The 19,182-nt window shown below is 65.2% G+C and carries 23 protein-coding genes; 4 read left to right on the plus strand and 19 right to left on the minus strand.

Annotated features, from left to right (window positions below; genetic code table 11):
- Nucleotide 1: 1 nt before the first annotated feature.
- From ASD71_RS06685 to ASD71_RS06720, 8 genes are all read right to left on the minus strand, one after another.
- Nucleotides 2-2,062, minus strand: coding sequence for a TonB-dependent receptor (locus ASD71_RS06685; RefSeq protein ID WP_082578949.1), 2,061 nt, complete (start codon nucleotides 2,060-2,062; stop codon nucleotides 2-4).
- Nucleotides 2,063-2,345: 283 nt separating this feature from the next.
- Complete coding sequence (ribA, locus tag ASD71_RS06690; protein ID WP_304438791.1) at nucleotides 2,346-2,927, minus strand: GTP cyclohydrolase II RibA; 582 nt, start codon at nucleotides 2,925-2,927, stop codon at nucleotides 2,346-2,348.
- A gap of 130 nt (nucleotides 2,928-3,057) precedes the next feature.
- Complete coding sequence (locus tag ASD71_RS06695) at nucleotides 3,058-3,477, minus strand: YgiW/YdeI family stress tolerance OB fold protein (protein ID WP_056561360.1); 420 nt, start codon at nucleotides 3,475-3,477, stop codon at nucleotides 3,058-3,060.
- Nucleotides 3,478-3,585: 108 nt separating this feature from the next.
- Nucleotides 3,586-4,989 carry an ATP-binding protein gene (locus ASD71_RS06700; RefSeq protein WP_056561362.1) on the minus strand — a complete coding sequence of 468 codons (1,404 nt, stop codon included), beginning with the start codon at nucleotides 4,987-4,989 and terminating at the stop codon, nucleotides 3,586-3,588.
- Between the two features lies 1 nt (nucleotide 4,990).
- Nucleotides 4,991-5,647: a response regulator transcription factor gene (locus ASD71_RS06705; RefSeq protein ID WP_056561364.1), complete on the minus strand. Its 657-nt coding sequence runs from the start codon at nucleotides 5,645-5,647 to the stop codon at nucleotides 4,991-4,993.
- A gap of 127 nt (nucleotides 5,648-5,774) precedes the next feature.
- Complete coding sequence (locus ASD71_RS06710; RefSeq protein WP_056561365.1) at nucleotides 5,775-6,272, minus strand: glycine zipper 2TM domain-containing protein; 498 nt, start codon at nucleotides 6,270-6,272, stop codon at nucleotides 5,775-5,777.
- A 39-nt stretch (nucleotides 6,273-6,311) separates the two neighbouring features.
- Entirely contained in the window at nucleotides 6,312-6,752 is a 441-nt protein-coding gene (locus ASD71_RS06715; RefSeq protein ID WP_056561367.1) for a hypothetical protein, read from the minus strand.
- Nucleotides 6,753-6,829: 77 nt separating this feature from the next.
- On the minus strand, nucleotides 6,830-7,066 hold the full coding sequence (locus tag ASD71_RS06720) for a lipopolysaccharide assembly protein LapA domain-containing protein (RefSeq protein ID WP_056561369.1): 237 nt from the start codon (nucleotides 7,064-7,066) through the stop codon (nucleotides 6,830-6,832).
- A gap of 267 nt (nucleotides 7,067-7,333) precedes the next feature.
- On the opposite strand from ASD71_RS06720, the gene ASD71_RS06725 reads away from it, so the two are divergent.
- On the plus strand, nucleotides 7,334-8,062 hold the full coding sequence (locus ASD71_RS06725) for a carbonic anhydrase family protein (RefSeq protein ID WP_156395094.1): 729 nt from the start codon (nucleotides 7,334-7,336) through the stop codon (nucleotides 8,060-8,062).
- A 69-nt stretch (nucleotides 8,063-8,131) separates the two neighbouring features.
- Here the strand turns inward: ASD71_RS06725 and ASD71_RS06730 are convergent, their stop codons facing one another.
- Both ASD71_RS06730 and ASD71_RS06735 read right to left on the minus strand, forming a co-directional pair.
- Nucleotides 8,132-8,755 (minus strand): class I SAM-dependent methyltransferase, encoded by a 624-nt coding sequence (locus ASD71_RS06730; protein WP_234015627.1) that lies wholly within the window; start codon nucleotides 8,753-8,755, stop codon nucleotides 8,132-8,134.
- A gap of 335 nt (nucleotides 8,756-9,090) precedes the next feature.
- Entirely contained in the window at nucleotides 9,091-10,530 is a 1,440-nt protein-coding gene (locus tag ASD71_RS06735) for an NAD-dependent succinate-semialdehyde dehydrogenase (protein ID WP_056561374.1), read from the minus strand.
- Between the two features lie 214 nt (nucleotides 10,531-10,744).
- On the opposite strand from ASD71_RS06735, the gene ASD71_RS06740 reads away from it, so the two are divergent.
- Nucleotides 10,745-11,029, plus strand: a complete 285-nt coding sequence (locus tag ASD71_RS06740) for a hypothetical protein (protein WP_056561376.1) — start codon at nucleotides 10,745-10,747, stop codon at nucleotides 11,027-11,029.
- A gap of 10 nt (nucleotides 11,030-11,039) precedes the next feature.
- On the opposite strand, the gene ASD71_RS06745 is transcribed toward ASD71_RS06740, so the two are convergent.
- The 8 genes from ASD71_RS06745 to ASD71_RS06780 all read right to left on the minus strand — a co-directional run bounded on the left by ASD71_RS06745 (nucleotide 11,040) and on the right by ASD71_RS06780 (nucleotide 17,505).
- Nucleotides 11,040-11,969 carry a symmetrical bis(5'-nucleosyl)-tetraphosphatase gene (locus ASD71_RS06745; protein WP_082578811.1) on the minus strand — a complete coding sequence of 310 codons (930 nt, stop codon included), beginning with the start codon at nucleotides 11,967-11,969 and terminating at the stop codon, nucleotides 11,040-11,042.
- 99 nt (nucleotides 11,970-12,068) lie between these two features.
- Nucleotides 12,069-12,308, minus strand: coding sequence for a hypothetical protein (locus ASD71_RS06750; RefSeq protein WP_056561378.1), 240 nt, complete (start codon nucleotides 12,306-12,308; stop codon nucleotides 12,069-12,071).
- 33 nt (nucleotides 12,309-12,341) lie between these two features.
- Nucleotides 12,342-12,887, minus strand: coding sequence for a cytochrome b (locus ASD71_RS06755; protein WP_056561380.1), 546 nt, complete (start codon nucleotides 12,885-12,887; stop codon nucleotides 12,342-12,344).
- Between the two features lie 133 nt (nucleotides 12,888-13,020).
- The gene (gene ligD / locus ASD71_RS06760) at nucleotides 13,021-15,507 is read right to left on the minus strand and encodes a DNA ligase D (RefSeq protein ID WP_056561382.1); all 2,487 of its coding nucleotides are present in this window, start codon (nucleotides 15,505-15,507) and stop codon (nucleotides 13,021-13,023) included.
- A 2-nt stretch (nucleotides 15,508-15,509) separates the two neighbouring features.
- On the minus strand, nucleotides 15,510-16,526 hold the full coding sequence (locus ASD71_RS06765; protein WP_056561384.1) for a Ku protein: 1,017 nt from the start codon (nucleotides 16,524-16,526) through the stop codon (nucleotides 15,510-15,512).
- A 19-nt stretch (nucleotides 16,527-16,545) separates the two neighbouring features.
- The gene (locus tag ASD71_RS06770) at nucleotides 16,546-16,824 is read right to left on the minus strand and encodes a hypothetical protein (RefSeq protein ID WP_056561386.1); all 279 of its coding nucleotides are present in this window, start codon (nucleotides 16,822-16,824) and stop codon (nucleotides 16,546-16,548) included.
- 60 nt (nucleotides 16,825-16,884) lie between these two features.
- Nucleotides 16,885-17,277, minus strand: a complete 393-nt coding sequence (locus tag ASD71_RS06775) for a PRC-barrel domain-containing protein (protein WP_056561388.1) — start codon at nucleotides 17,275-17,277, stop codon at nucleotides 16,885-16,887.
- Between the two features lie 30 nt (nucleotides 17,278-17,307).
- Nucleotides 17,308-17,505 carry a hypothetical protein gene (locus tag ASD71_RS06780; protein WP_056561389.1) on the minus strand — a complete coding sequence of 66 codons (198 nt, stop codon included), beginning with the start codon at nucleotides 17,503-17,505 and terminating at the stop codon, nucleotides 17,308-17,310.
- A 284-nt stretch (nucleotides 17,506-17,789) separates the two neighbouring features.
- On the opposite strand from ASD71_RS06780, the gene ppk2 reads away from it, so the two are divergent.
- Together ppk2 and ASD71_RS06790 are read left to right on the plus strand one after the other, a co-directional pair.
- On the plus strand, nucleotides 17,790-18,611 hold the full coding sequence (ppk2, locus tag ASD71_RS06785) for a polyphosphate kinase 2 (protein WP_056561391.1): 822 nt from the start codon (nucleotides 17,790-17,792) through the stop codon (nucleotides 18,609-18,611).
- A 17-nt stretch (nucleotides 18,612-18,628) separates the two neighbouring features.
- On the plus strand, nucleotides 18,629-18,883 hold the full coding sequence (locus ASD71_RS06790) for a hypothetical protein (protein WP_056561393.1): 255 nt from the start codon (nucleotides 18,629-18,631) through the stop codon (nucleotides 18,881-18,883).
- 36 nt (nucleotides 18,884-18,919) lie between these two features.
- On the opposite strand, the gene ASD71_RS06795 is transcribed toward ASD71_RS06790, so the two are convergent.
- Nucleotides 18,920-19,117, minus strand: a complete 198-nt coding sequence (locus ASD71_RS06795) for a hypothetical protein (protein WP_056561394.1) — start codon at nucleotides 19,115-19,117, stop codon at nucleotides 18,920-18,922.
- Between the last annotated feature and the right edge of the window lie 65 nt (nucleotides 19,118-19,182).

The raw sequence follows: 19,182 nt of genomic DNA on the forward strand, positions 1-19,182 counted from the left end.
CTTACAGCATCCGCGTGTAACGCAGGTAATAGGCGCGGCCGGGCATCACGTAATCGGCCTTTTCGTAATAGTCGCGGTCAAACAGGTTGGCCACGTCAAAGCGCAGCGAATCCTTTGGCGTGACGTTCCAGCGTGCGCTCAGGTCGACCACGGTGAAGGGTTCGTTGCCGAACACGCCGCCCCGTCCGCCGGTGTAGATGCTTCCCTGGCTGTTGTCGTTGTCATAGCGCGTGCCGACGTGACGCGCGGTCACGGTGGCCGACAATGCCCGACCGTTGCTGACGGTAAGCGACATGTTTGCCTTCCACTTGGCGACGTTGCGGATGGGCACCGGGCCGCTCGCATCGAAGTCTTCCGCCTGGATCAGACGCGTAAGGCTGCCCGACACGCCCACGCGGTTGGCCGGCAGACCGAACCACTGCCCGGCATCCACCGCCAGCCGGGCTTCGATGCCGCGCATGCGCGAATCATTGGCGTTCTCGTAGCTGCTGATCCGCTCCTGCGGCGTGTTGCTGACGATGACCGAGCGGATGCGATCGCGGATGCGTGAATCGAAATAGGTCAGGTCGGCGTCGACGCGATCGTCGGCATAGCCCAGGCCCAGGTCCCAACTGCGATTGCGCTCGGGCTTGAGGTTTGCATTGCCCATGCTGACGCGCCGCTGGGCTCCGGCGTACTCGACGTTTTCGCCCGCCAGTTCGCTGCCCTGCGGTGGCGCGAATGCGGTGCCGGCGGACCCATGCACGCGCCAGAACTCATTGAGCTTGTACACGGCGCCGCCCCGCGGATTAAAACTGGTGAAGCGCGACGAACCCGGCGAGAACGTGTTCTTGTACGGCGTGGACAGGGTGCTCGATTCGATCCAGTCCATGCGCCCGCCCAGCGTCAGGATCAGGCGATCCTCCAGCCAGCGGCTGCCCCACTCGGCAAAGATGCCGTTGCTGTCGCGGCGTTCATTCGGGCTGTAGGGCGCGAGCCGGTCGCCGCTCGCGTTGTAGCTGTAGCGGTCGGCCTCCACACGCTGCCAATCGGTGCCGTAGGTCAAGGTGTGTTGCGGGGTTAGCGTCCACACATCCTGCAGTTGCATGCCGACATAACGCGACTCGGTGCGGCTGGAACGGTAGCGCGACGCCGCGGGCGGCACGGTGAGGTAGTTGTAGTTTTCGCGCGAGGCATACAACACCGCCGTGACCAGGTGGTCGTCCGGCGAGACTTGCAACCGCACATCGCCACCCAGGCGGTCAGTCTGATTGGCGGACGCGTTGGGCGGGTCGAAACTGACCGGGCCCGGCGCGTTGTTGTTCAGGTCTGCCCAGTCGAGCGTCGCGTCGATGCGCACGCGGTCGGTCAGATCGCTGCCGATACGGGCCTTGCCCGAGGTGCGCCGGAAGTCGCTGTTCGGCCGCTTTTCTCCGGCGCCGGTCCGAAAATCGCCATGCTGGTTCACGTAGCCAAGCGCCAGGTCGAAGTCGGTGCGGTCGTCGATGGATCCGCCCAGCGCCAGATCGGTCTGCCGGGTGTCGAACGACCCATAGCCCACGCTCACTGAGCCGCCGATCGGCCCGCTGGAACGGCGCGTGATGATGTTGACCACCCCACCCATGGCCGAGGCGCCGTACAGCGACGACGCCGGACCTTTCAAGACCTCCACGCGCTCGATGCTCTCGGGCGACAAGGTCGTGAAGCTGGTCGAGCCGGACGGACGGCCATCGATCAACACCAGCGTGCGCGGGTTGATGGTGAACTCGAAGTTGGGCCGCAATCCGCGCAAACCGATACCCGCCAAGCCATTCGGATACTGGATCACGTCGACGCTGGCGTTCTTCTTCAGCCGGTCCAGGAACGTGTTGCCCACCGTCTCATCCAGCGTGTTTCCGTCCACCACTTCCATCGACGAGGCGACATCGTCCCGTCGCTGCTCGTTCCGGGTGGCAGTGACGACGACCGGGTTCAGTTCGACCGGCTGCGGGCTGACTGCAACGCGTTGCGCGGACGGCGGGTTTGCGGGGGACACTTCTGCGCCTTGCGCGGCGCAGACGGAGCCCAGGGTGATCGCGGCCATGGCAGCGCGCGCGCTCCGGCGTTGCCGGCGGTCTTGCGGCGCCGAGTGGTGATGCTTCTTCATTGACTTCTCGAATGGATGAAATTGCTGCGTATCGCGGGTTGGACGACCGGCGCTCATTTGGCGCGCGGTGCCAGGACCACTGCGAATCGACGCAATGTTATAACATCACATTCAACTTGCATATAGTTACGCGCCCGGCGGGCGCGCATGAACAGTTGGACTCGGATGCCGCGCGCAGAACTCGCGGGGCCGGTGACCGGCTATCAGTCGGGCAAACCTGTCATTCCTCGGTCTGACCGAGCTCGATCCGGTGCTGCGTGCGCAGCGCCTTGGCTAGCAGATAGCCCTTGTTGTGCTCGTTGGGATAGACCCCCGTCAGCCGGCAACCGCTCACCCGGATGCCCATGTGTTCGAGCTGGGTGCGCTTGTCGGGATTGTTCGTGAGCAGTTCCAGATTGTCGACGCCCAATGCACGCAGCATTTGCGCCGCCGGCGTGTAGTCGCGATCGTCCAGGCCGTGGCCCAGTTCCAGATTGGCGGTATAGGTGTCATAGCCCAATTCCTGCAACCGATACGCGTCGATCTTGGAATACAGGCCGATGCCGCGCCCTTCCTGGCGCAGGTACAGCAGATAGCCGCCCTCCTGGCTCATGAGGCGAAGCGCTTCCTGCAATTGCGGGCCGCAGTCGCAGCGCAGCGAGCCGAAGACGTCACCGGTCATGCACTCGGAATGCAGCCGGACGAGCGGCTGCGGGCCGGGCTGCCCGAATTTGAGGGCGAGATGGTCTCGGGCGTCGGCCAGGCCGTGAAAGCTGTACGCCAACGCCTGCGCCTCGGAGCCGTCGGCAAGACGGATGGGCAACCGGACAGTGGCGCGGATGGTGGCTTCGGGCAGTTGGACCGCGGCGGGGGGCGTTACGGGGTTCACGACAAACAGGTACGGGTATTGACTTGAGGCCGACAGAATACCGTATGCGCCCTCCGCACGCTCTTTACATCACGCGGACGCTGTCCACATCGAACTCGACGTTGTTGCGATCGCGGTCCAGTTCGCCGCGCAGTTCGACCTGGGTCTTGTCGTCGATCTTCTGGCCGGCGGGGAAATCGTCGTTGTCGATCTCGACGCGGATCTGGCCCGTGCCGTCGTCGAAAGTGTAGTGATCGTCGCCGTCGTGCGAGACGATCCGGCCGCGCAGGATGGCGTTCTGGTCATCGCGGCCATTGGCCAGCAGTTCCTTGACCGTGGTGACGGCCACCGTGCTGGGGCCGCTATAACCTTGGGCCGCCGGTTTGCCGGTGCTGGGACCGGTGTAGCCCTGCGCATGCGCCACGCCCGCCACGGTGGCGCCGGCCAGCACCGCGCTGGCCAGGAACGTGCGGATGAAAGTGGAACGACGGGTGATCTGGGTCATGGTGCAGCTCCTTGCGCAAATTGCGCTTCGTTGTTGAACATGGCTTCATTTGACGCCCCGAAGATGAAGCAGATCTTAGCCTTGGGCACGGATGCGAAATTGTTGTGGTCAGACCGCGGTGTCGATGGGCACGAGGAGCGTGACGCCCAGCCCCCGGCCGTCCAGTCCCGGCCCGAACCGCAATTGCCCGCGGTGCATGTCGGCCACGCGCGCGACGATGGACAGGCCCAGGCCATTACCCGGGACATTCGTGCCCAATACCCGATAGAACCGCTGCGTCAACCGCTCAAGGTCGGCCGGGGCCACGCCCGGGCCGTCGTCCTTGACACTGAGCGCGACGAATTGACCCGCGCGGTCGGCAGCGACCACCACCTGCCCACCTTCGCGGCCGTACGACACCGCGTTGTGAATCAGGTTGCGCAAGGCGGTAAAGAGCGCATCCCGGTTGCCGGCCAGTGCGGCCTCGCGGGCGGCAATCGCTATCGTCGTGCCATGCGCCGCCGCCATGGGCGCGCAGGCGTCGGCGGCGTCCTGCAGCAGGCTGGGCAGATCCAGACGCTCGCGGGGCATGGCATCGGCCGATTGCGGGTCCAGGCGCGCAAGCTGCAGCAGGTTTTCGACCAGGCTGGTCGTGCGCATCATGTCGGCGCGCAAACGCTGCAATTGGGCGGCAAGCGCCGGGGCCTGTTCGGCGGGATGGCTGCGTTGCAGCACCTGGATCCGCGACGCCAGCGCGGCGAGCGGCGTGCGCAGCTCGTGCGCGGCGTCTGCCGTGAAGCGCCGTTCCGCTTCAAGGGCGTGATCCAGGCGGCCCAACAGGCGGTTCAGCGCCGCCGTGATCGACTGGACTTCATACGCCCTGCTCTCCTCCGCCACGGGCGACAGGTCCGTCGGCGATTTGGCCTCGATGCCGCGCGTCATGCGCGCAAGCGGCTTGAGCAGCCGCCAGATCAGGAACCAGTTGATCAGCCCCAGCAGCACCCACAGGCCGACCAGCGGCCAGGCCAGCGATTCGAGCATGTCCCAGATGAGATCGGTGCGGTCGTCCATCTCTTGACCGACTTGCGCCGAAAACCCCAGGGTGTCGTGATGGCGCACGTAGACGCGCCAGTCCTCGCCGTCGGCACGCACGTTGTAATAGCGGTCACCGCGTCGCTCGGGATCAACGAACGGCCGCTTGGGTGCGTCTTCACCGCGCAGCAGCACCTCTCCCGTGCGCGACACCAGTTGGTAGTCCAGCCGCAGCGCAGGCTGCGTGTCGGCCGGGGCGCGTTCGCCAGCCACGCGGCCGATGCTGCCCTCGCCCAGGGCCAGGACCAGCCGCGCGCCCTCTTCCAGCCAGTCGTCGTAAGCGTCGTTGACTTCCTTGCGCGCGATGGCCAGCACGATGAGCGTGCTGACAAGTCCGACCAGGATGCTGGAGCCGAGCGTCGTGCCAATCAGCCGCCGCCGCAGGGAATAGCCGCGCGGGGGATTGGACGTGGTGTTGGGTGCCGCCTTGCGCCAGCGCATGTCAGTCCGCCAGCCTGTAGCCCTGGCGCCGCACCGTCTTGATGAGATCCGCCGCCAGCTTGCGCCGCAGGTTGTAGATGTGCACTTCGATCGTATTGCTTTCGACTTCGTCGCCCCAGCCGTACAGGGCTTCTTCGAGTTGCGCGCGGGACACGATGTGGCCGGGATGGCGGATGAGCGCGTGCAGGATGGCGAATTCACGCGCCGTCAGCTCCACCTGCGCACCTTGGTAACGGACCTGCTTGGCGGCGACATCGAGCGAGACACCGCCGTGTTCCAGGGCCGGCGTGGCGTTGCCGTCGCGGCGGCGCAAGGCGGCGCGGATGCGCGCCGACAGTTCCTCCAGGTCGAACGGCTTGACGAGATAGTCGTCCGCGCCCAAGTCCAGGCCTTCGATGCGGTCGGGCACCGCGTCGCGGGCGGTGATCATGATGGCCGGCACGTTGTCCCGCCGCGCGCGCAGCCGCCGCAGCAGGTCGTCACCCGTCATGCCGGGCAGCCCGCGGTCGATCAGCACGCAGTGGTAGTTGTGAGTGGCAAGCGCGGTCTCGGCAAGATCGCCGCGCGTCACGCGGTCGACGACGTAGCCGTCGAGCTCCAGCCAGGACTCGATCGACTCGCCCAGGGATACATCGTCTTCGGCCAGTAGGATACGCATGCGCCGACTATACGCGACAGGATGAAGTGAATCTTAAGACGGCTATTCTCCGCAAAATCTGCGGAAAATAGCCGCCCTAATCACCGCATCCGGCCGAACCCCGGCGCCGGATGCCGCTACCGCCGCGTCAGATACCTCCAACGCGGCTGACACCGCCCTGCGTGACGATCTGGACGCGCTGGCCGGTCGAAATCGGCACGCCCGCTTCCTGCGTAATGACGCGCACGTCGCCCGAATCCAGGCGCACGGTGATTTCCAGGCCAGCCCTGCGCGCGCTGGCGTTTTCGATGGCGTTGCCGGCCATGGCGCCGCCGACCGCGCCGCCGACGGTGGTGATGCGGCGTCCCGAGCCGCCGCCCACGGCGCTACCCGTGACGGCGCCCAGCGCGCCGCCGGCAATGACGCCCAGGCCCGAGGTCTGGCTGGCCTGGATGGTGACGGGCCGCACGCCGATCACATAGCCAAGGGTGACGGTCTGGGCGCGCTGCGCCTGGTCGAAGGTGTAGACGCGCGAGGACGCCGACGGGTTGGCGCAACCGGCTAGGATGGCCGCCAGGCCAAGGATGCCGCCTGCGGCGATAAGGGTCAGGGGGCGACGCGGGGTGGCCTGCTGAGGCTTGTGCATGATGGGTTCTCCGGAACGGCGGAATGGGGAATGCCGGGCCTAGCGCGGCTGCGCCGGCGTGGCTGCGGGCGCGGGCGCAGCCGCGCCGGGCGGCTGGGCGCTGGTGCGCATGAACTTCCCATTCGCATCGAAACCGCCTATCGCGCGGCCGTTGAAGAACACGACGCGCCGCGCGGTCCACTGCGGCTGGTCGGGGCCAGCCTGGTCGTAGCCGGCAACTTCAAAGTCATACTGCCAGGCGGACACCGGTTTGCCGTCCTCGCCCACAACCGTGGTCTTCTTCACGGATTCGGCATATCCCTTGTCGCGATAGCTGACGTACCGGGTGGGCGGCATGGAATCGCGTAGCGTCGACATGTACTGGTACAGGTCGTCGTCACTGGGCGGCGTGCCGTACTTGGCCAGATCGTTCTTCGTCGCGACCGTGCCGGCGCAGCCGGCCAGCACGCACGTGGACAAGACAAGGAATAACCGTTTCATCGGGATTGCTCCTAAGTACGCGTTCGCGCCCTGACTGCGGACGCACGGCGGCTAACCGGGTGGCGCTTGGGGAATCGTCAGGTGGTGGGACCGGCGGGACGGCCGGTGGCCCCACGGAAGGCGGAACGCAGCAGGCTGAGCAGAAAGCCGCCTGTGAGCATGCCCAGGATGTAGACGCCGATGACGAGAACCGACGCCGGCAAAGTGAAGGTGGAGGTCCAGAGCGTCAGGGTGACGGATTCGAAGTTCTGGATCTTGAACGACAGAACCATCGCCGTGAGCAACACGATCAATACGATGTACAGGTATCGCATGGGGCACCTTTCGCATTCGTTGTCGAACCGCCCCGAAGCCGCCCTGGGGCCCGTCGTGCGAAAAACTATGCCACTCATCCGGCACGAAAACAAGAAAAATAGGGCCGCGCGCGAGACCATTGTTCACCGCCGCAAACAGGAACAGAATGTCTCTCGCCGCGAAAACGGCATGTGTGGCCGGCCCATCATCGAGTAGCCGCGTCCCGCGGTCTATCGTTGTGGGCTGCTTATAGGGGACACCTCATGGAAGCGATCAAGGATTGTTGCATGGCTGGGCACCCTCTGGACCTGGGACGGCGTGGCTGGTTGAAGGCCGGTGTTGGCGCGGGCGCGGCAGCGATGGCCGGCGTGACGTTTGTGCCCAGCGATGCGCAGGCCGCATCGCTGACGCAGGCGCAGCGCGATGCGATGACGCCGGACCAGGTGATTGACATGATGAAACGGGGCAACGCGCGCTTCCGGGCGGGTAAGCCTCAGAAGCACGACTATCTTGCGCAGAAGCGTTCCAGCGCGCTAGGTCAGTTCCCGGCAGCGGTGATCCTGAGCTGCATCGATTCGCGCGCGCCCGCCGAGATCATTCTGGATACGGGCATCGGCGATACCTTCAATGGGCGGATCGCCGGCAACATCTCCAACAACGATCTGCTGGGCAGCATGGAGTTCGCCTGCGCGGCGGCGGGCGCCAAGGTGATTCTGGTGATGGGCCACACCGCATGCGGCGCGGTGGCCGGGGCGATCGACAATGTCCAGCTCGGCCACCTGACCGGCCTGCTGGACGTCATCAAGCCGGCGGTCGAGGCAACGAAGTACACGGGAGACCGGAGCGGCAAGAATGGCCAGTTCGTGGACGCCGTGGCGCGGACGAATGTGCTGCACACCGTCGAGGCCATACGCAAGAACAGCCCGATCCTTGCCGGGCTGGAAAAGGAAGGCAAGATCAAGATCGTCGGGTCAATGTACGACCTGAGCAACGGCATGCTGACGTTCCTGGCATAGCCATCTCCCCAAAAGACTTACCCTCGGGCGCGCGAGCCGATCCAGCATCGCCACGCGCCCGCCCCGCGCTCAGCGCGTCCGGCTAAGGCTATAGACAGAGGCCGGCGGCAGGTTCATCGGCACAAAGCGCACCCGCCGCGCATGGAGCCCACACGCGTCAAGCACCCCCGCCGAGATCGGGCATTTCACGCCATAGGTGAAAAAGTGCATGGAGCCGCCCGGCGACATCGCCTCGAAGACGGCGGTCAACAGCTTATGGTGATGCGCGCCGCTCATGTTCCGTAGCGGCAGGCCGCAAATGGCCGCGCTGATCCCATGCAGCTCCGGATGGCTGTCCCGCGACAGATCCTGCGCCGGCACCTGCAGGACGGCTGCTTCGGGAAACTGGCTGCGCAGGCTGGAACTCATGTCGGAGTCCTGCTCCACCAGAACCAGGCTGGACGGCGCAATGCCCTTACGCAGCATTTCCCGGGTGAACACGCCCGTTCCGCAGCCCAGTTCGAGGACTTTACCGGCCCGCGGCTGGATCGATTCCGTAATGGCAGCGGCCAGCGCCGCGCTGGAAGGCGCCACTGCGCCAACGGCCGCGGGGTTGGACAGCAGCGCCTTGACGAACTGCTTGCGTTCCTTGAGCCAATTCATGGCCGGGCCGGCGTGGGACTTGTGCCGGGCAAGGGTCTTGAGGGGCGGCATGGAAAACATCGAAACGTCTATCTCCGGGGCGACATGGTCAGAGAGACCTTACCTGCGGGCGGCGGGCGCGACCGGCAACGGTGCGTAAGCGACCCTGTCAAATGGAGAACGGCGAAAGGATCGAAAGCAGGAAAAACGCGGCGCGCCGGAGTGTGCAGCGCCGATTCTGCCGCGCGCAGGCGACTGCGGCTATCGCCCAGACGAGAGACATCCAAAAGATGGGCGCCGGCAGGAAAGCGACATCAAAACCTGAACCCACGGCCACAAACGAAAAGGCCGTATCCGATGTGACTCGGATACGGCCTGTTTCTAGTCAGGCAGGGTCTGACGCGGGCTTAGACGCCCACAACCGACACGGCCTTGGTGACCAGGTACGCCTCGAGCGCCTCGGGACCGCCCTCGGAGCCATAGCCCGAATCCTTCACACCGCCGAACGGCAGTTCAGCCGAAGGCGTCGCGGGCTGGTTGACCCAGAGCATGCCGACTTCAAGGCGGCGCGAGAGCTCGTGCACCGTCTTGATCGACCGGGTGAAGCCATACGCGGCCAGGCCGAACGGCAGGCGGTTGGCTTCGCGGATGGCTTCATCGAGGGTTTCGAAGCTGCGGATGGCCGCAATGGGACCAAACGGCTCTTCGTTGAAAATATCGGCGTCGAGCGGCACGTCGGTCAGGATCGTCGGCGCGAAGAAATTGCCCGCGCCGCCCACGCGTTGACCACCGGTTGCAACCCGGGCGCCCTTCTCGCCCGCGTTCTTGACGATCTTATCCATGGCGGCCAGGCGGCGGTCGTTGGCCAGCGGGCCAAGCGTGGTGCCTTCGGTCAGGCCGTCGCCCAGCTTCAGCTTTTCGGCATGGGCCACGAAGGCCTGCTCGAAGGCGGCCTTGACGTTCTTGTGCACCAGGAAGCGGGTCGGCGAGATGCAGACCTGCCCGGCATTGCGGAACTTCGCGCCGCCCGAGGCCTTGACGGCCAGTTCGACGTCGGCGTCCTCGGCCACGATCACCGGGGCGTGACCGCCCAGTTCCATCGTGACGCGTTTCATGTGGCGGCCGGCCAAAGCAGCCAGTTCCTTGCCGACCGGCGTGGAACCGGTGAAGGTGACCTTGCGGATGATCGGGTGCGGGATCAGGTAGCTGGAAATCTCGGCCGGCGAGCCAAACACCAGGCCCAGAACGCCCTTCGGAATACCCGCGTCGACAAAGCAGTTGAGCAACGCGGCCGGCGAGGCCGGGGTTTCTTCCGGCGCCTTCACCAGGAAGGAGCAGCCCGTGGCCAGTGCCGCGCCCAGTTTGCGCACGATCTGGTTGACCGGGAAGTTCCAAGGCGTGAACGCGGCGACGGGACCAACCGGTTCCTTGATGACCAATTGCTGGGCCGCCGGATTGCGCGACGGCACGATGCGGCCGTAGACGCGCAGCGCCTCGTTGGCGAACCAGTCGATGATGTCCGCACCGGCCAGCACTTCGCCGCGCGCTTCGGCGAGCGGCTTGCCCTGCTCCTGCGTCAGCAGGCGCGCCACGTCGTCCGCGCGCTCGCGCAGCAGGACGGCAGCCTTGCGCATGACGGCGCAGCGCTCGTGGGCAGAGGTGTCGCGCCACGTCTCGAAGCCGCGTTGCGCTGCCGCCAAAGCGGCGTCCAGGTCCTCGCGGGAGGCGCTGGCCACTTGGCCGATCTTCTGGCCGGTGGCGGGGTTCACGACGTCGATGCGCGCGCCGCCGCGGGCCTCGCGCCATTCGTTGTCGATCAGGAGAAGAGTATCTGGGTAACCGTTCATGAATGCTCCGTGGTTGAAATGCGGCCGTCACGTGTCAGTCGATTCGGGCAAGCGCGGCGAGAAACGCCCGGCGCCTGCCGTATCGTAAGTGTTTGGGCAGGAGACGGGAAGTGGGCCATGCGCGGACCGTCCGGCTGACGGGCAAGGGTTGGGCACGCTGCTTGCTGTAGGCGTTTCGCCTTTCGTCACCCACCCCCAACTGCGGAGGCTTTCCATGAGCTCACCGGAACCCGTTCTGACGCCGACTCCCGCCGGCCGCCCCCTCATCTCCCTGGGTATCCCGCCCATCGCTCGCGGCGCGGACGCCGTGGCCAGCCAGCGCCTCAGCCCCAAAGCCGCCAACGAAGAAATCCTGCCTGACCCGCAATCGGCCGGGCGCCACGCCGAGACCGACGCGCCGGTACGCGTGCCGCTGAGTGCCTGGCTGTCGCTGGCTTTCTACGCCATCGGCACCGCCCTGCTTTTCAGCCTGGGCGTGGCGTACCGCCTGTTCGCGTGACCGGCCCCGGTCAGGCGACCTGGGCGAGCGCCTCGCGCGTCACCTGTACCAGCTTGCGGTCGGACAGCCGATAAGCTGTGAGCGGGCCGCCCGTCACGCAGCCCGTGTCCAGGCACACGGCGTCCGAGCGTACGAGCAAGCCCAGCGTCGCCCAGTGGCCGAACACGATGGTCCTGTCGGCGCCCGACTGCCGCGGCAGGTCGTACCAAGGCAGGGTTTCGCGGGGCCAGCGCCCCGGCGTGGACTTGGCGCCGGGCGCCAGCGCCGCGTTGCGGGTGCACAGCCGCATGCGGGTGAACGCGCTGACGATGAAGCGCAGGCGTTGCTGCGTGTCCAGCTTGGCGCTCCAGGCGAGCGGCGCGGCGCCCGAGAGCGTTCGCATGTGGCGGCGCCAATCGCTGTCCCGAAGCATGGACTCGACCTCCCCGGCATGCGCCATGCCTTGGCGCTCATCCCATCCGGGATACAGGCCCGCATGCACGAGGACGTGACGGTCCTGCACGTGGACGAGGGGTTGTGCGCGTAGCCAATCCAACAGCAGCTCGGCATCAGGCGCATCGAATAGATCGCCGAGGGTGTCGCGGGCGTCCGGCCGGAGACAGCCCGCGGCGACGCCCAGAGCGCGCAGATCGTGGTTGCCCAGCACTACCGTGGCACGGTCGCCCAGGGACATGACCCGGCGCAGGGTCTCCGCGTTCGAGGGGCCCCGGTTGACGAGATCGCCGACGAACCAGAACCTGCAGGCCGGGTCGCCCGCGATCTCCGGGCTGGCCAGCAAGGCGTCCAACGACTGGCAGCAGCCATGTACGTCGCCGATTGCCCAGATGGCGGGCCGGTGTGCATCCGGTTCGTCGTCCGCCAGCGGCGGGTCGCGGGCCAAGGTCGCTGCGGGGGTGATGGGGAGGCGGCGGATTGGCTGTCTTACCCGTCTGCGTAGCATGTGCTGTCCTTCTCGCTGGCCATTTCCTGGCACGAATCAATGGTTTCGTGCCGGCAGGCCAGCAAGCCCCATGCCCATGTAAACGTTTGCATGCGGGGACTAACCTTCCTTCTTGCGGCGCCCCCAAACGGATTCCTGCCGATAGGAATCCGCCTGGCACAGCGTGCGGTAGAACATGGCGCCCGCGCCGATGAAGTTGCCCAATTCCTTTTCGGTCAGCTTGGGCGCGACGCCTTCCAGGTATCCCGCATAGAGGGAAAGCACGCGATCCCACTCGTCCAGCCGGGGAGCGGGTGCGGAAACCGAGATCATCAATGCCAAAAGCTCATCGCGCTGCATGGTTCCCTCCCGTGGCAGACGCCCCGCCGGCCGTCAGCCCTTGGTCATGTGGGTCAATACGCGCCGCCCGTCCGCCCTGCGGTGCAGGAAGGCCATGGTGATATGACCCACGGCCAGCGCCAGCAGCGTCCAGCCCAGCAATCCGTGCCAGGCGTTGCCAAGTTCGACCAGGTCTTCGATCTCCTGATCGCGGGGGCTGAAAATCTGGATGCCGAAGGCGGAATATCCCCTGCCCCGCCCATAGGCCCGCAATAGCGCCAGCGTGGGAATGGCGATCATCAGCAAATACAGGACAAGATGCCCAAAGCCCGCCAGCAAACCGCTGTCGGGCCGCTTTCCCCAGTTGGCAATGGCCCACGCGCCGCGCACGAGCACCAGGATCAGCAGCAACAGGCCCAGCGACGTATGCGAGGCCCAGAAGAAATCCTCGATCGGCGTGTCCGGCAGGAATTGCCGCGACGCCGCGCTGGTGAACTGCCATGCCAGCAGCACGGCCATGAGCCAATGCAGGACGCGGCTGACGATTCCATACCCATCCGGATGGTCCTTGACGCTTGAGGCGGCGACGCGGGGTGGCATAAGGAGCCTCCTTCGAAGATCCATGCTGCACAAGGAAAATCCTGCTCCGAGCATTGTGCCAATGCCCCGGGGGCCGGATGCAACGATTTGCAATTCCCGACAGCCGGGGGGCGCAGGTGCGGACGCGTGCTCATCATGGCTTGAACTCCATCGCAGACATGGCGGCCGTCAGCGATTGCGGCGCGTAGTCGTCCCAAGGCGTGTTGCCCACGTCCAGCCGGGAGTGGACATCCTGAATCGTCCAGTGCGCCCCGCTGGTGAGCTTGTCCAGCTCGTCCCACGTGACCGGCACCGAAATGCCCAGACCCGGCCGGGCGCGGGCAGACCACGCGCATACCGTTGTCGCGCCGAAACCGTTGCGCAGGTAATCGGCGAAGATTTTTCCGACGCGGTTCTTCGGGCCGCTCTTGGCCACGAACAGTTGCGGCAGCGTGCGGGCCAGGTGCTGGACCACCGTCTGGGAAAACCGCTTCACCGTGTCCCAGTCGTACTGCTTTCGCAGCGGCACGACAACGTGCAGCCCCTTGCCGCCGCTGGTCTTCAACCAGGCCTGCAGGCCGATCTCCTGCAGCAGCACGCGCACCAGGTTGGCCGCCTGCTGCATGGTTGGCCATTGCACGCCCTCGCCCGGGTCCAGATCGAGCATCAAGCGATCCGGTTTGCCGATGGATGTTTTGACGGCGTTCCAGGTGTGGAACTCGACCACGTTCATCTGCACGGCAGACATGATGGCCTCTGCCGTCGGGACTTCAAGCAGCGGCGGATGATCCGGATCGAGCTTGGCGGGCAAGGATTTCACGCCGGGCATGGCGGCTTCAAGGTGCTTCTGGAAGAAGAATTCGCCCTGAATGCCGGCGGGCGCGCGCAGGAATGACACCGGCCGCCCCTTCAGATGCGCCAGCATCAGCGGCGCGATCAGGCCGTAGTAGCGAGCGAGATCCAGTTTGGTGAGCTTGGTGGACGGGTCGATGACCCGGTCCGGATTGGTGAGCTTGCCGCCCTTGCTGCGGCTGGTTTTGCTGGCGGGCGTTTCACTGTCGATGTCCTTGACCGGCACCGCCTTCTCCCTGGAAATCGCCTTCACTGGCTTATCCTGCCGCAAGCCCCGGAACACGGAATGACGGATGTGGCCGCCGCTCGTCCATTCGCCAAACGACACTTCGGCGATCAATTCCGGTTTGACCCAGCGCACGCCTCCGGCCGCCGGCGCATTCGCGACCGGTTTCTTGTCTGTTTCCATAGCCGCCAGGCGCTTCTGCAGGGACACGAGACTCGCGTCGTCAAAGCCCGTGCCGACCTTGCCGGCATAGCGCAGGCTGCCATCCTGCTCAGTGACCGCAAGCAGCAGCGCCCCCAGCCCGGCGCGGCTGCCCTTGGGCGCCGTATACCCGACGATGGCGAATTCCTGGCGCCGGGCGCACTTGACCTTGACCCAGGTGTCGCTGCGGCGCGAGACATAAGGCGAGGACAGGCGCTTGGCCATGATGCCCTCCAGCCCCATCCTGCACGCGGTTGCCACCAGATCCGACGGCGCGGCCTCAAAGGCTTCGCTGAATCGCAGATGATCGTCTTCAGCCGTGTCCATCAGTTGCTGCAGCAGCGCCCGGCGCACGCCCAGCGGTTCCTGGCGCAAGTCGCGCAGCCCGATGAACGGCAGGTCGAAGGCGTAGAACACGATGTCCTGCGTCCGGTCGTTGTCGAAGGCATTTTGCAGCGACTGAAAGTTCGGAATGCCTTCGCGGTCCAGCATCACGATCTCCCCGTCGACCCACGCCCATTTGGCGGGCAACGCGCGCAAGGCCTCGACCAGATGCGGCAGTTTGGCGCTCCAGTCGTGGCCGTTGCGGGTGAACAGACGGACATCCTCGCCTTCGATCCGGGCGACCAGCCGGTAGCCGTCGAACTTCATCTCGTACAGCCAGTCCGGGGCATGCTGCGGCACGCCGTCCACCAGCGTCGCAAGCTGGGGCTTGAGTTGCGCGGGCAAGTCGGCGGCTATGCCTGGCAAGGCGGGTTGGGCGTTGGATCTGGACGTGGCCTTGTCTTTCGGACCCGCGCCCTTCCCCATTTTGCGCAGCGGCACCACGCTGTCCGGCATTTCATCCACCACGCTGAAATCCCGCTCTGGCCGTGAGAAATCGTCGCGGTCCTTGATGAGCAGCCAGGGCGGCTGCTTTTCGGACTCCTTGCCCTTCAGGCGGATCAGCGCCCAACGGCCCTGCATCTTCGCGCCCTGCAGGTCGAACTTCAGATGGCCGTCCCGGTAGCCTTTGCGCGGATCACCCACCGGCATCCACGTGCCTTCGTCCCAGATGATGACCTTGCCCGCGCCGTACTGGCCCTCGGGGATCTGCCCCTCGAACTGGTTGTAGGCGATCGGGTGGTCCTCGACCTGGACCGCCATGCGCTTGACGGCCGGGTCGTAGCAAGGTCCCTTGGGTACCGCCCAACTCTTCATGGCCCCGTCCAGTTCCAGGCGGAAGTCGTAATGCAGCCGGCTTGCCCAGTGCTTCTGGATGACGAAGGCGCGCGCGTCCTCGTTTGCCTCGCCTCCCTCGGCGGGCTCCGACGTGACCTCGAAGTTGCGCTTTTCGCGGTACTTCTTCAGGGAGTCAGCCATGTTCAGGCCGCCTTGCGCGCTTTGCTCGCCGTTTTGCTCGCCGTCTTGCTCCCCGTCTTGCTGGCCGCCTTGGTCGCCGTCTTGGTCGTCGCCTTGCTGGCGGTTTTGCCCGTCGCCTTGCTTGCGCTCTTGGCGGACTTGGCAGCCGTCTTATTGGCCGGCGCTCTGGCCGCCTTCTTCTCATCGCCTTCGTCTGACTTCGCGGACGCCTTGGACGCGCCCTTGCCCCCCTTCAGGCTGCGTTGCAGCAGTTCGGTCAGGTCAATGACGTTGTCCGCATAGGCGGGCGACGATTCCTGCGGCTCGATGACCGTCTCGGTCTCGCCAGCGTTCGCCTTCTGCTCCACCAGCTCCATCACGGCGGCCTTGAATTCGTCCTTATACTGTTCGGGATCCCATTCGCCGGACATGTCATCGACAAGCATCTTCGCCATCTTCATCTCGCTGGCGTTGGGCGTCATGTTCTTGGCGCCAGCCTTGGGCAGATCCAGTCCTTCCACCGACTTGACCTCGTCGCCCCAGCGCATCAGATTCAGCACCAGCGCATCGCCCGACGGAATCAGCGCGGCCAGATGCTGCTTGGTCTGGATCACGACCTTGGCAATGCCGATCTTTCCGGTCTTGGCCAGCGTGTCGCGCAGCAAGGCATACACCTTGTGCCCCTTGTTGATGGGCGCGACGTAGTAAGGACGCTCCAGATAGACGAACGGCACGGCCCCGGCGTCCACGAACTGCTGGATCTCGATGGTCTGAGTCGTCCGGGGATAAGCCTCGGATATCTCCTCGGGCGACACGATGACGTACTTGCCGTCCTCATACGCCACGCCCTTCACGATGTTGTCCTTGTCGATTTCCTTGCCTGTGCGCTTGTTGATGCGCTTGTAGCCCACCGGGTCCATCGAGCGTTTGTCCAGCCAGTCGAAGTCGACGCCGGATTCGGTCGTGGCCGTGTGCAGGCCCACCGGAATGTGGACCAGCCCGAAGGAAATCGCCCCTTTCCATATGGTTCTTGCTGCCATGACGGCCTCCTGCGCGTGATCAGCCCAGGCGTTTGACGATCCGGGCGACGCGGGCAATGCCGCCGGTTCCGCTTGCCGCGCGGCCGATCAACGCGGTCCCAGCGGCGGTAATGAGGGTGCGCCGCAACACGGTGCGGCTGCGCATGCCCGACAGCATGAGCAGCACGCCCACGCCAAACACGATCAGGTGTTCGCCGGGAAAATCCGGCCTGCGGGCGTCAATGTCCTTGATCTGCGCAACCAATGACCGCGAGCGCGGCTCGCGACGGCGGGGTTCGGCGACGGGTTCGATCTGCATGCGGCCTCCTGCGGGCGTGGATGAGGACACGCGGTGCGGGGCGGGCTGCCCCGCACCGCCTTACTTGGCGTACTTGAATTCGGGCAGCGCCTTGAGCGTGTCCTTGGTCGCGTCGGGTAGCTGGAACTGATCGCCGGCAATCTGCATCTTCGACAGCGGGACCGTCACCAGATGGTTGCCAACCCCCAGCAGCCCGCCGACCGACAACACCGCATACGGCGCCCAATCGGGCGGGCCGATGATCAGGTCATCCACCGTGCCGATCTTTTCCTTCTTGCCGTTGTAGACGGTCGCTCCGATGATCTTCGAGGCGCGGTAGCCGGCCTCGACCTTGGCGACATCGACACGGACCTCGGTCACCGACTGCGGCGTGCCCTGCGCCCAGCCGGTGGATACGGCGCCAGCGGTGCCCAGCAAGACGGCCACGCCCAACATTGCGGTCTTAACGATCATGATCGGATCTCCTCAGGGGTCTGTTGGTGGTCAGGACGTGCGCTGCGACTCGGCGGGATCGGGATTGGACTCGGAGGCGTCGGACGGCTCCAGGTCTTCGCTGCTGACTTCGTTGCCCTGGGCGTTATCGCTGGCGTCCGACGGCTTGACCGGCGGCGCGCCGCCCGTGTCCTCTGATCCGCCCGCCGGCCGCACCGGCAGATCGTCCGGCGTCGAAGTCGCTTCCACGGCGTTGTCCTGGGAAGCTGGCTGCTCAACGGAATATCTTGGTTCCATTTTCGTCACCTTGGATTGACGGCGGCCATCGGAAACGTGGCCGAGGACCCGGACAGCAAATAGCGTTCCCGCCAGGCGCACCCGGCACCGCCCTCCCCATGACGTCGCGGACTGCGGCACCATAATTCCATTGGTAACGCGGTCCCAAACCGCCGTGGATCGGCAATATATTCAGATCACAGGCGGCGCCCTCGTGCGCCGTTCATTCGTGGCAGGAAGACCTCCGGAGCGCGACGATGGGCGACAAGAAAAAGCAGAAAGATATCCCCGAGGCAACTGGGACGGCCAAGCTATCCAAGAAGCAGTACGAAAGCGAACTGGCGCAGCTGCATGTCGAACTGGTCAAGTTGCAGCAATGGGTCGTCGCTACGGGCGCCAAGGTCTGCATTGTGTTCGAGGGGCGTGACGGCGCCGGCAAGGGCGGCACCATCAAGGCCCTGACCGAGCGCGTCAGCCCGCGCGTCTTTCGCGTCGTGGCGCTGCCCGCCCCCACGGAGCGCGAAAAATCCCAGATGTACATGCAGCGTTACCTGCCGCATCTGCCGGCTGCGGGTGAAGTCGTGATCTTCGACCGTAGCTGGTACAACCGGGCGGGCGTTGAGCGGGTCATGGGTTTTTGCAGCCAGCCGCAGGTCGATGCCTTTTTGAAAGCCGTGCCGCTGGTCGAACGCGTGATGATCGACTCCGGCATCCTGCTCTTCAAATATTGGCTGGAAGTCACCGAAGCGGAGCAGACGCGCCGACTGCAGTCGCGCATCAATGATGGGCGCAAGACCTGGAAGCTGACCAAGATGGATCTGGATTCGTACAGCCGCTGGTACGACTATTCGCGTGCGCGCGATGAGATGTTCAAAGCGTCGGATACCGCCATCTCACCCTGGTACGTGGGGCGTTCCGACGACAAGAAGCGAATCCGGCTGAACATCATCACCCACCTGCTCGAACACATTCCCTACACCGCCGGCCCCAAGGAAAAGATCACGTTGCCCAAGCGGCAGAAGGCCAAGGGTTACACGCAGCCGGAGCATCCGTTCCGGTATGTGCCCGAAAAGTTCTGACTTCCGGAGGTTCTGTCATGGCAGCGCTGCTCATCAACCAGGTCGAAGACTCCACCAGCGACGAAGACATCCAGGCTTTCCTGGTCAAGTACGGATTTCCCGCCCCGGACGGCGTGAAGCGCGTGCCCAGCGAAGGCGATCGTCCGGCGGTGCTGGTCACATTCAACGGCGTGACGGAACCGGAGCTGCGAGCCTTGCTGCCCCGGATCCATCAGATGTTCTGGAAAAATCACACCATTTCGGCGCTGGTGATGCGCGCGCCGATCGAGTAACGGGCGCCGTCATTCCGCGGCGCCCGTCCTCGCCTCTTACCACCCCGTGTGCGGCCGGTAGGTATCTTTTACATATTTGGCCAGTTCGGCCTCGACGGACGACATCAGGACGGCCGGCGGACGCTCCGGATGCAAAAGCTGCTGCGCCGCAGCAAGCGTACGCAGCGCGCAACGTTCGCCGTTGGTCATGGGCTGGGGAGTGGACAAGGTGGGCGTGTAGTTGAAAACTTCCATGATGCTTCTCCATAAGACAAGGAATGACCCTCGACCCACCTTCAGCAAGTAGCGTGCCCAACCCC

The sequence above is a fragment of the Achromobacter sp. Root565 genome, assembly GCF_001427425.1.
Classification (GTDB): Bacteria; Pseudomonadota; Gammaproteobacteria; order Burkholderiales; family Burkholderiaceae_B; genus Achromobacter; species Achromobacter spanius_D.

What these genes read in the sequence shown, in the direction of transcription:
- ASD71_RS06695 (WP_056561360.1), bottom strand. Translation starts at nt 3,477, where the DNA reads ATGACCCAGATCACCCGTCGTTCCACTTTCATCCGCACGTTCCTGGCC.
- ppk2 (WP_056561391.1), top strand. Translation starts at nt 17,790, where the DNA reads ATGGGCGACAAGAAAAAGCAGAAAGATATCCCCGAGGCAACTGGGACG.
- ASD71_RS06740 (WP_056561376.1), top strand. Translation starts at nt 10,745, where the DNA reads ATGAGCTCACCGGAACCCGTTCTGACGCCGACTCCCGCCGGCCGCCCC.
- ASD71_RS06715 (WP_056561367.1), bottom strand. Translation starts at nt 6,752, where the DNA reads ATGAAACGGTTATTCCTTGTCTTGTCCACGTGCGTGCTGGCCGGCTGC.
- ASD71_RS06755 (WP_056561380.1), bottom strand. Translation starts at nt 12,887, where the DNA reads ATGCCACCCCGCGTCGCCGCCTCAAGCGTCAAGGACCATCCGGATGGG.
- ASD71_RS06765 (WP_056561384.1), bottom strand. Translation starts at nt 16,526, where the DNA reads ATGGCAGCAAGAACCATATGGAAAGGGGCGATTTCCTTCGGGCTGGTC.
- ASD71_RS06795 (WP_056561394.1), bottom strand. Translation starts at nt 19,117, where the DNA reads ATGGAAGTTTTCAACTACACGCCCACCTTGTCCACTCCCCAGCCCATG.
- ASD71_RS06730 (WP_234015627.1), bottom strand. Translation starts at nt 8,755, where the DNA reads ATGCCGCCCCTCAAGACCCTTGCCCGGCACAAGTCCCACGCCGGCCCG.
- ASD71_RS06720 (WP_056561369.1), bottom strand. Translation starts at nt 7,066, where the DNA reads ATGCGATACCTGTACATCGTATTGATCGTGTTGCTCACGGCGATGGTT.
- ASD71_RS06685 (WP_082578949.1), bottom strand. Translation starts at nt 2,062, where the DNA reads ATGGCCGCGATCACCCTGGGCTCCGTCTGCGCCGCGCAAGGCGCAGAA.
- ASD71_RS06745 (WP_082578811.1), bottom strand. Translation starts at nt 11,969, where the DNA reads ATGCTACGCAGACGGGTAAGACAGCCAATCCGCCGCCTCCCCATCACC.
- ASD71_RS06710 (WP_056561365.1), bottom strand. Translation starts at nt 6,272, where the DNA reads ATGCACAAGCCTCAGCAGGCCACCCCGCGTCGCCCCCTGACCCTTATC.
- ASD71_RS06770 (WP_056561386.1), bottom strand. Translation starts at nt 16,824, where the DNA reads ATGCAGATCGAACCCGTCGCCGAACCCCGCCGTCGCGAGCCGCGCTCG.
- ASD71_RS06735 (WP_056561374.1), bottom strand. Translation starts at nt 10,530, where the DNA reads ATGAACGGTTACCCAGATACTCTTCTCCTGATCGACAACGAATGGCGC.
- ASD71_RS06750 (WP_056561378.1), bottom strand. Translation starts at nt 12,308, where the DNA reads ATGCAGCGCGATGAGCTTTTGGCATTGATGATCTCGGTTTCCGCACCC.
- ASD71_RS06775 (WP_056561388.1), bottom strand. Translation starts at nt 17,277, where the DNA reads ATGATCGTTAAGACCGCAATGTTGGGCGTGGCCGTCTTGCTGGGCACC.
- ASD71_RS06725 (WP_156395094.1), top strand. Translation starts at nt 7,334, where the DNA reads ATGGCTGGGCACCCTCTGGACCTGGGACGGCGTGGCTGGTTGAAGGCC.
- ligD (WP_056561382.1), bottom strand. Translation starts at nt 15,507, where the DNA reads ATGGCTGACTCCCTGAAGAAGTACCGCGAAAAGCGCAACTTCGAGGTC.
- ASD71_RS06705 (WP_056561364.1), bottom strand. Translation starts at nt 5,647, where the DNA reads ATGCGTATCCTACTGGCCGAAGACGATGTATCCCTGGGCGAGTCGATC.
- ASD71_RS06790 (WP_056561393.1), top strand. Translation starts at nt 18,629, where the DNA reads ATGGCAGCGCTGCTCATCAACCAGGTCGAAGACTCCACCAGCGACGAA.
- ASD71_RS06700 (WP_056561362.1), bottom strand. Translation starts at nt 4,989, where the DNA reads ATGCGCTGGCGCAAGGCGGCACCCAACACCACGTCCAATCCCCCGCGC.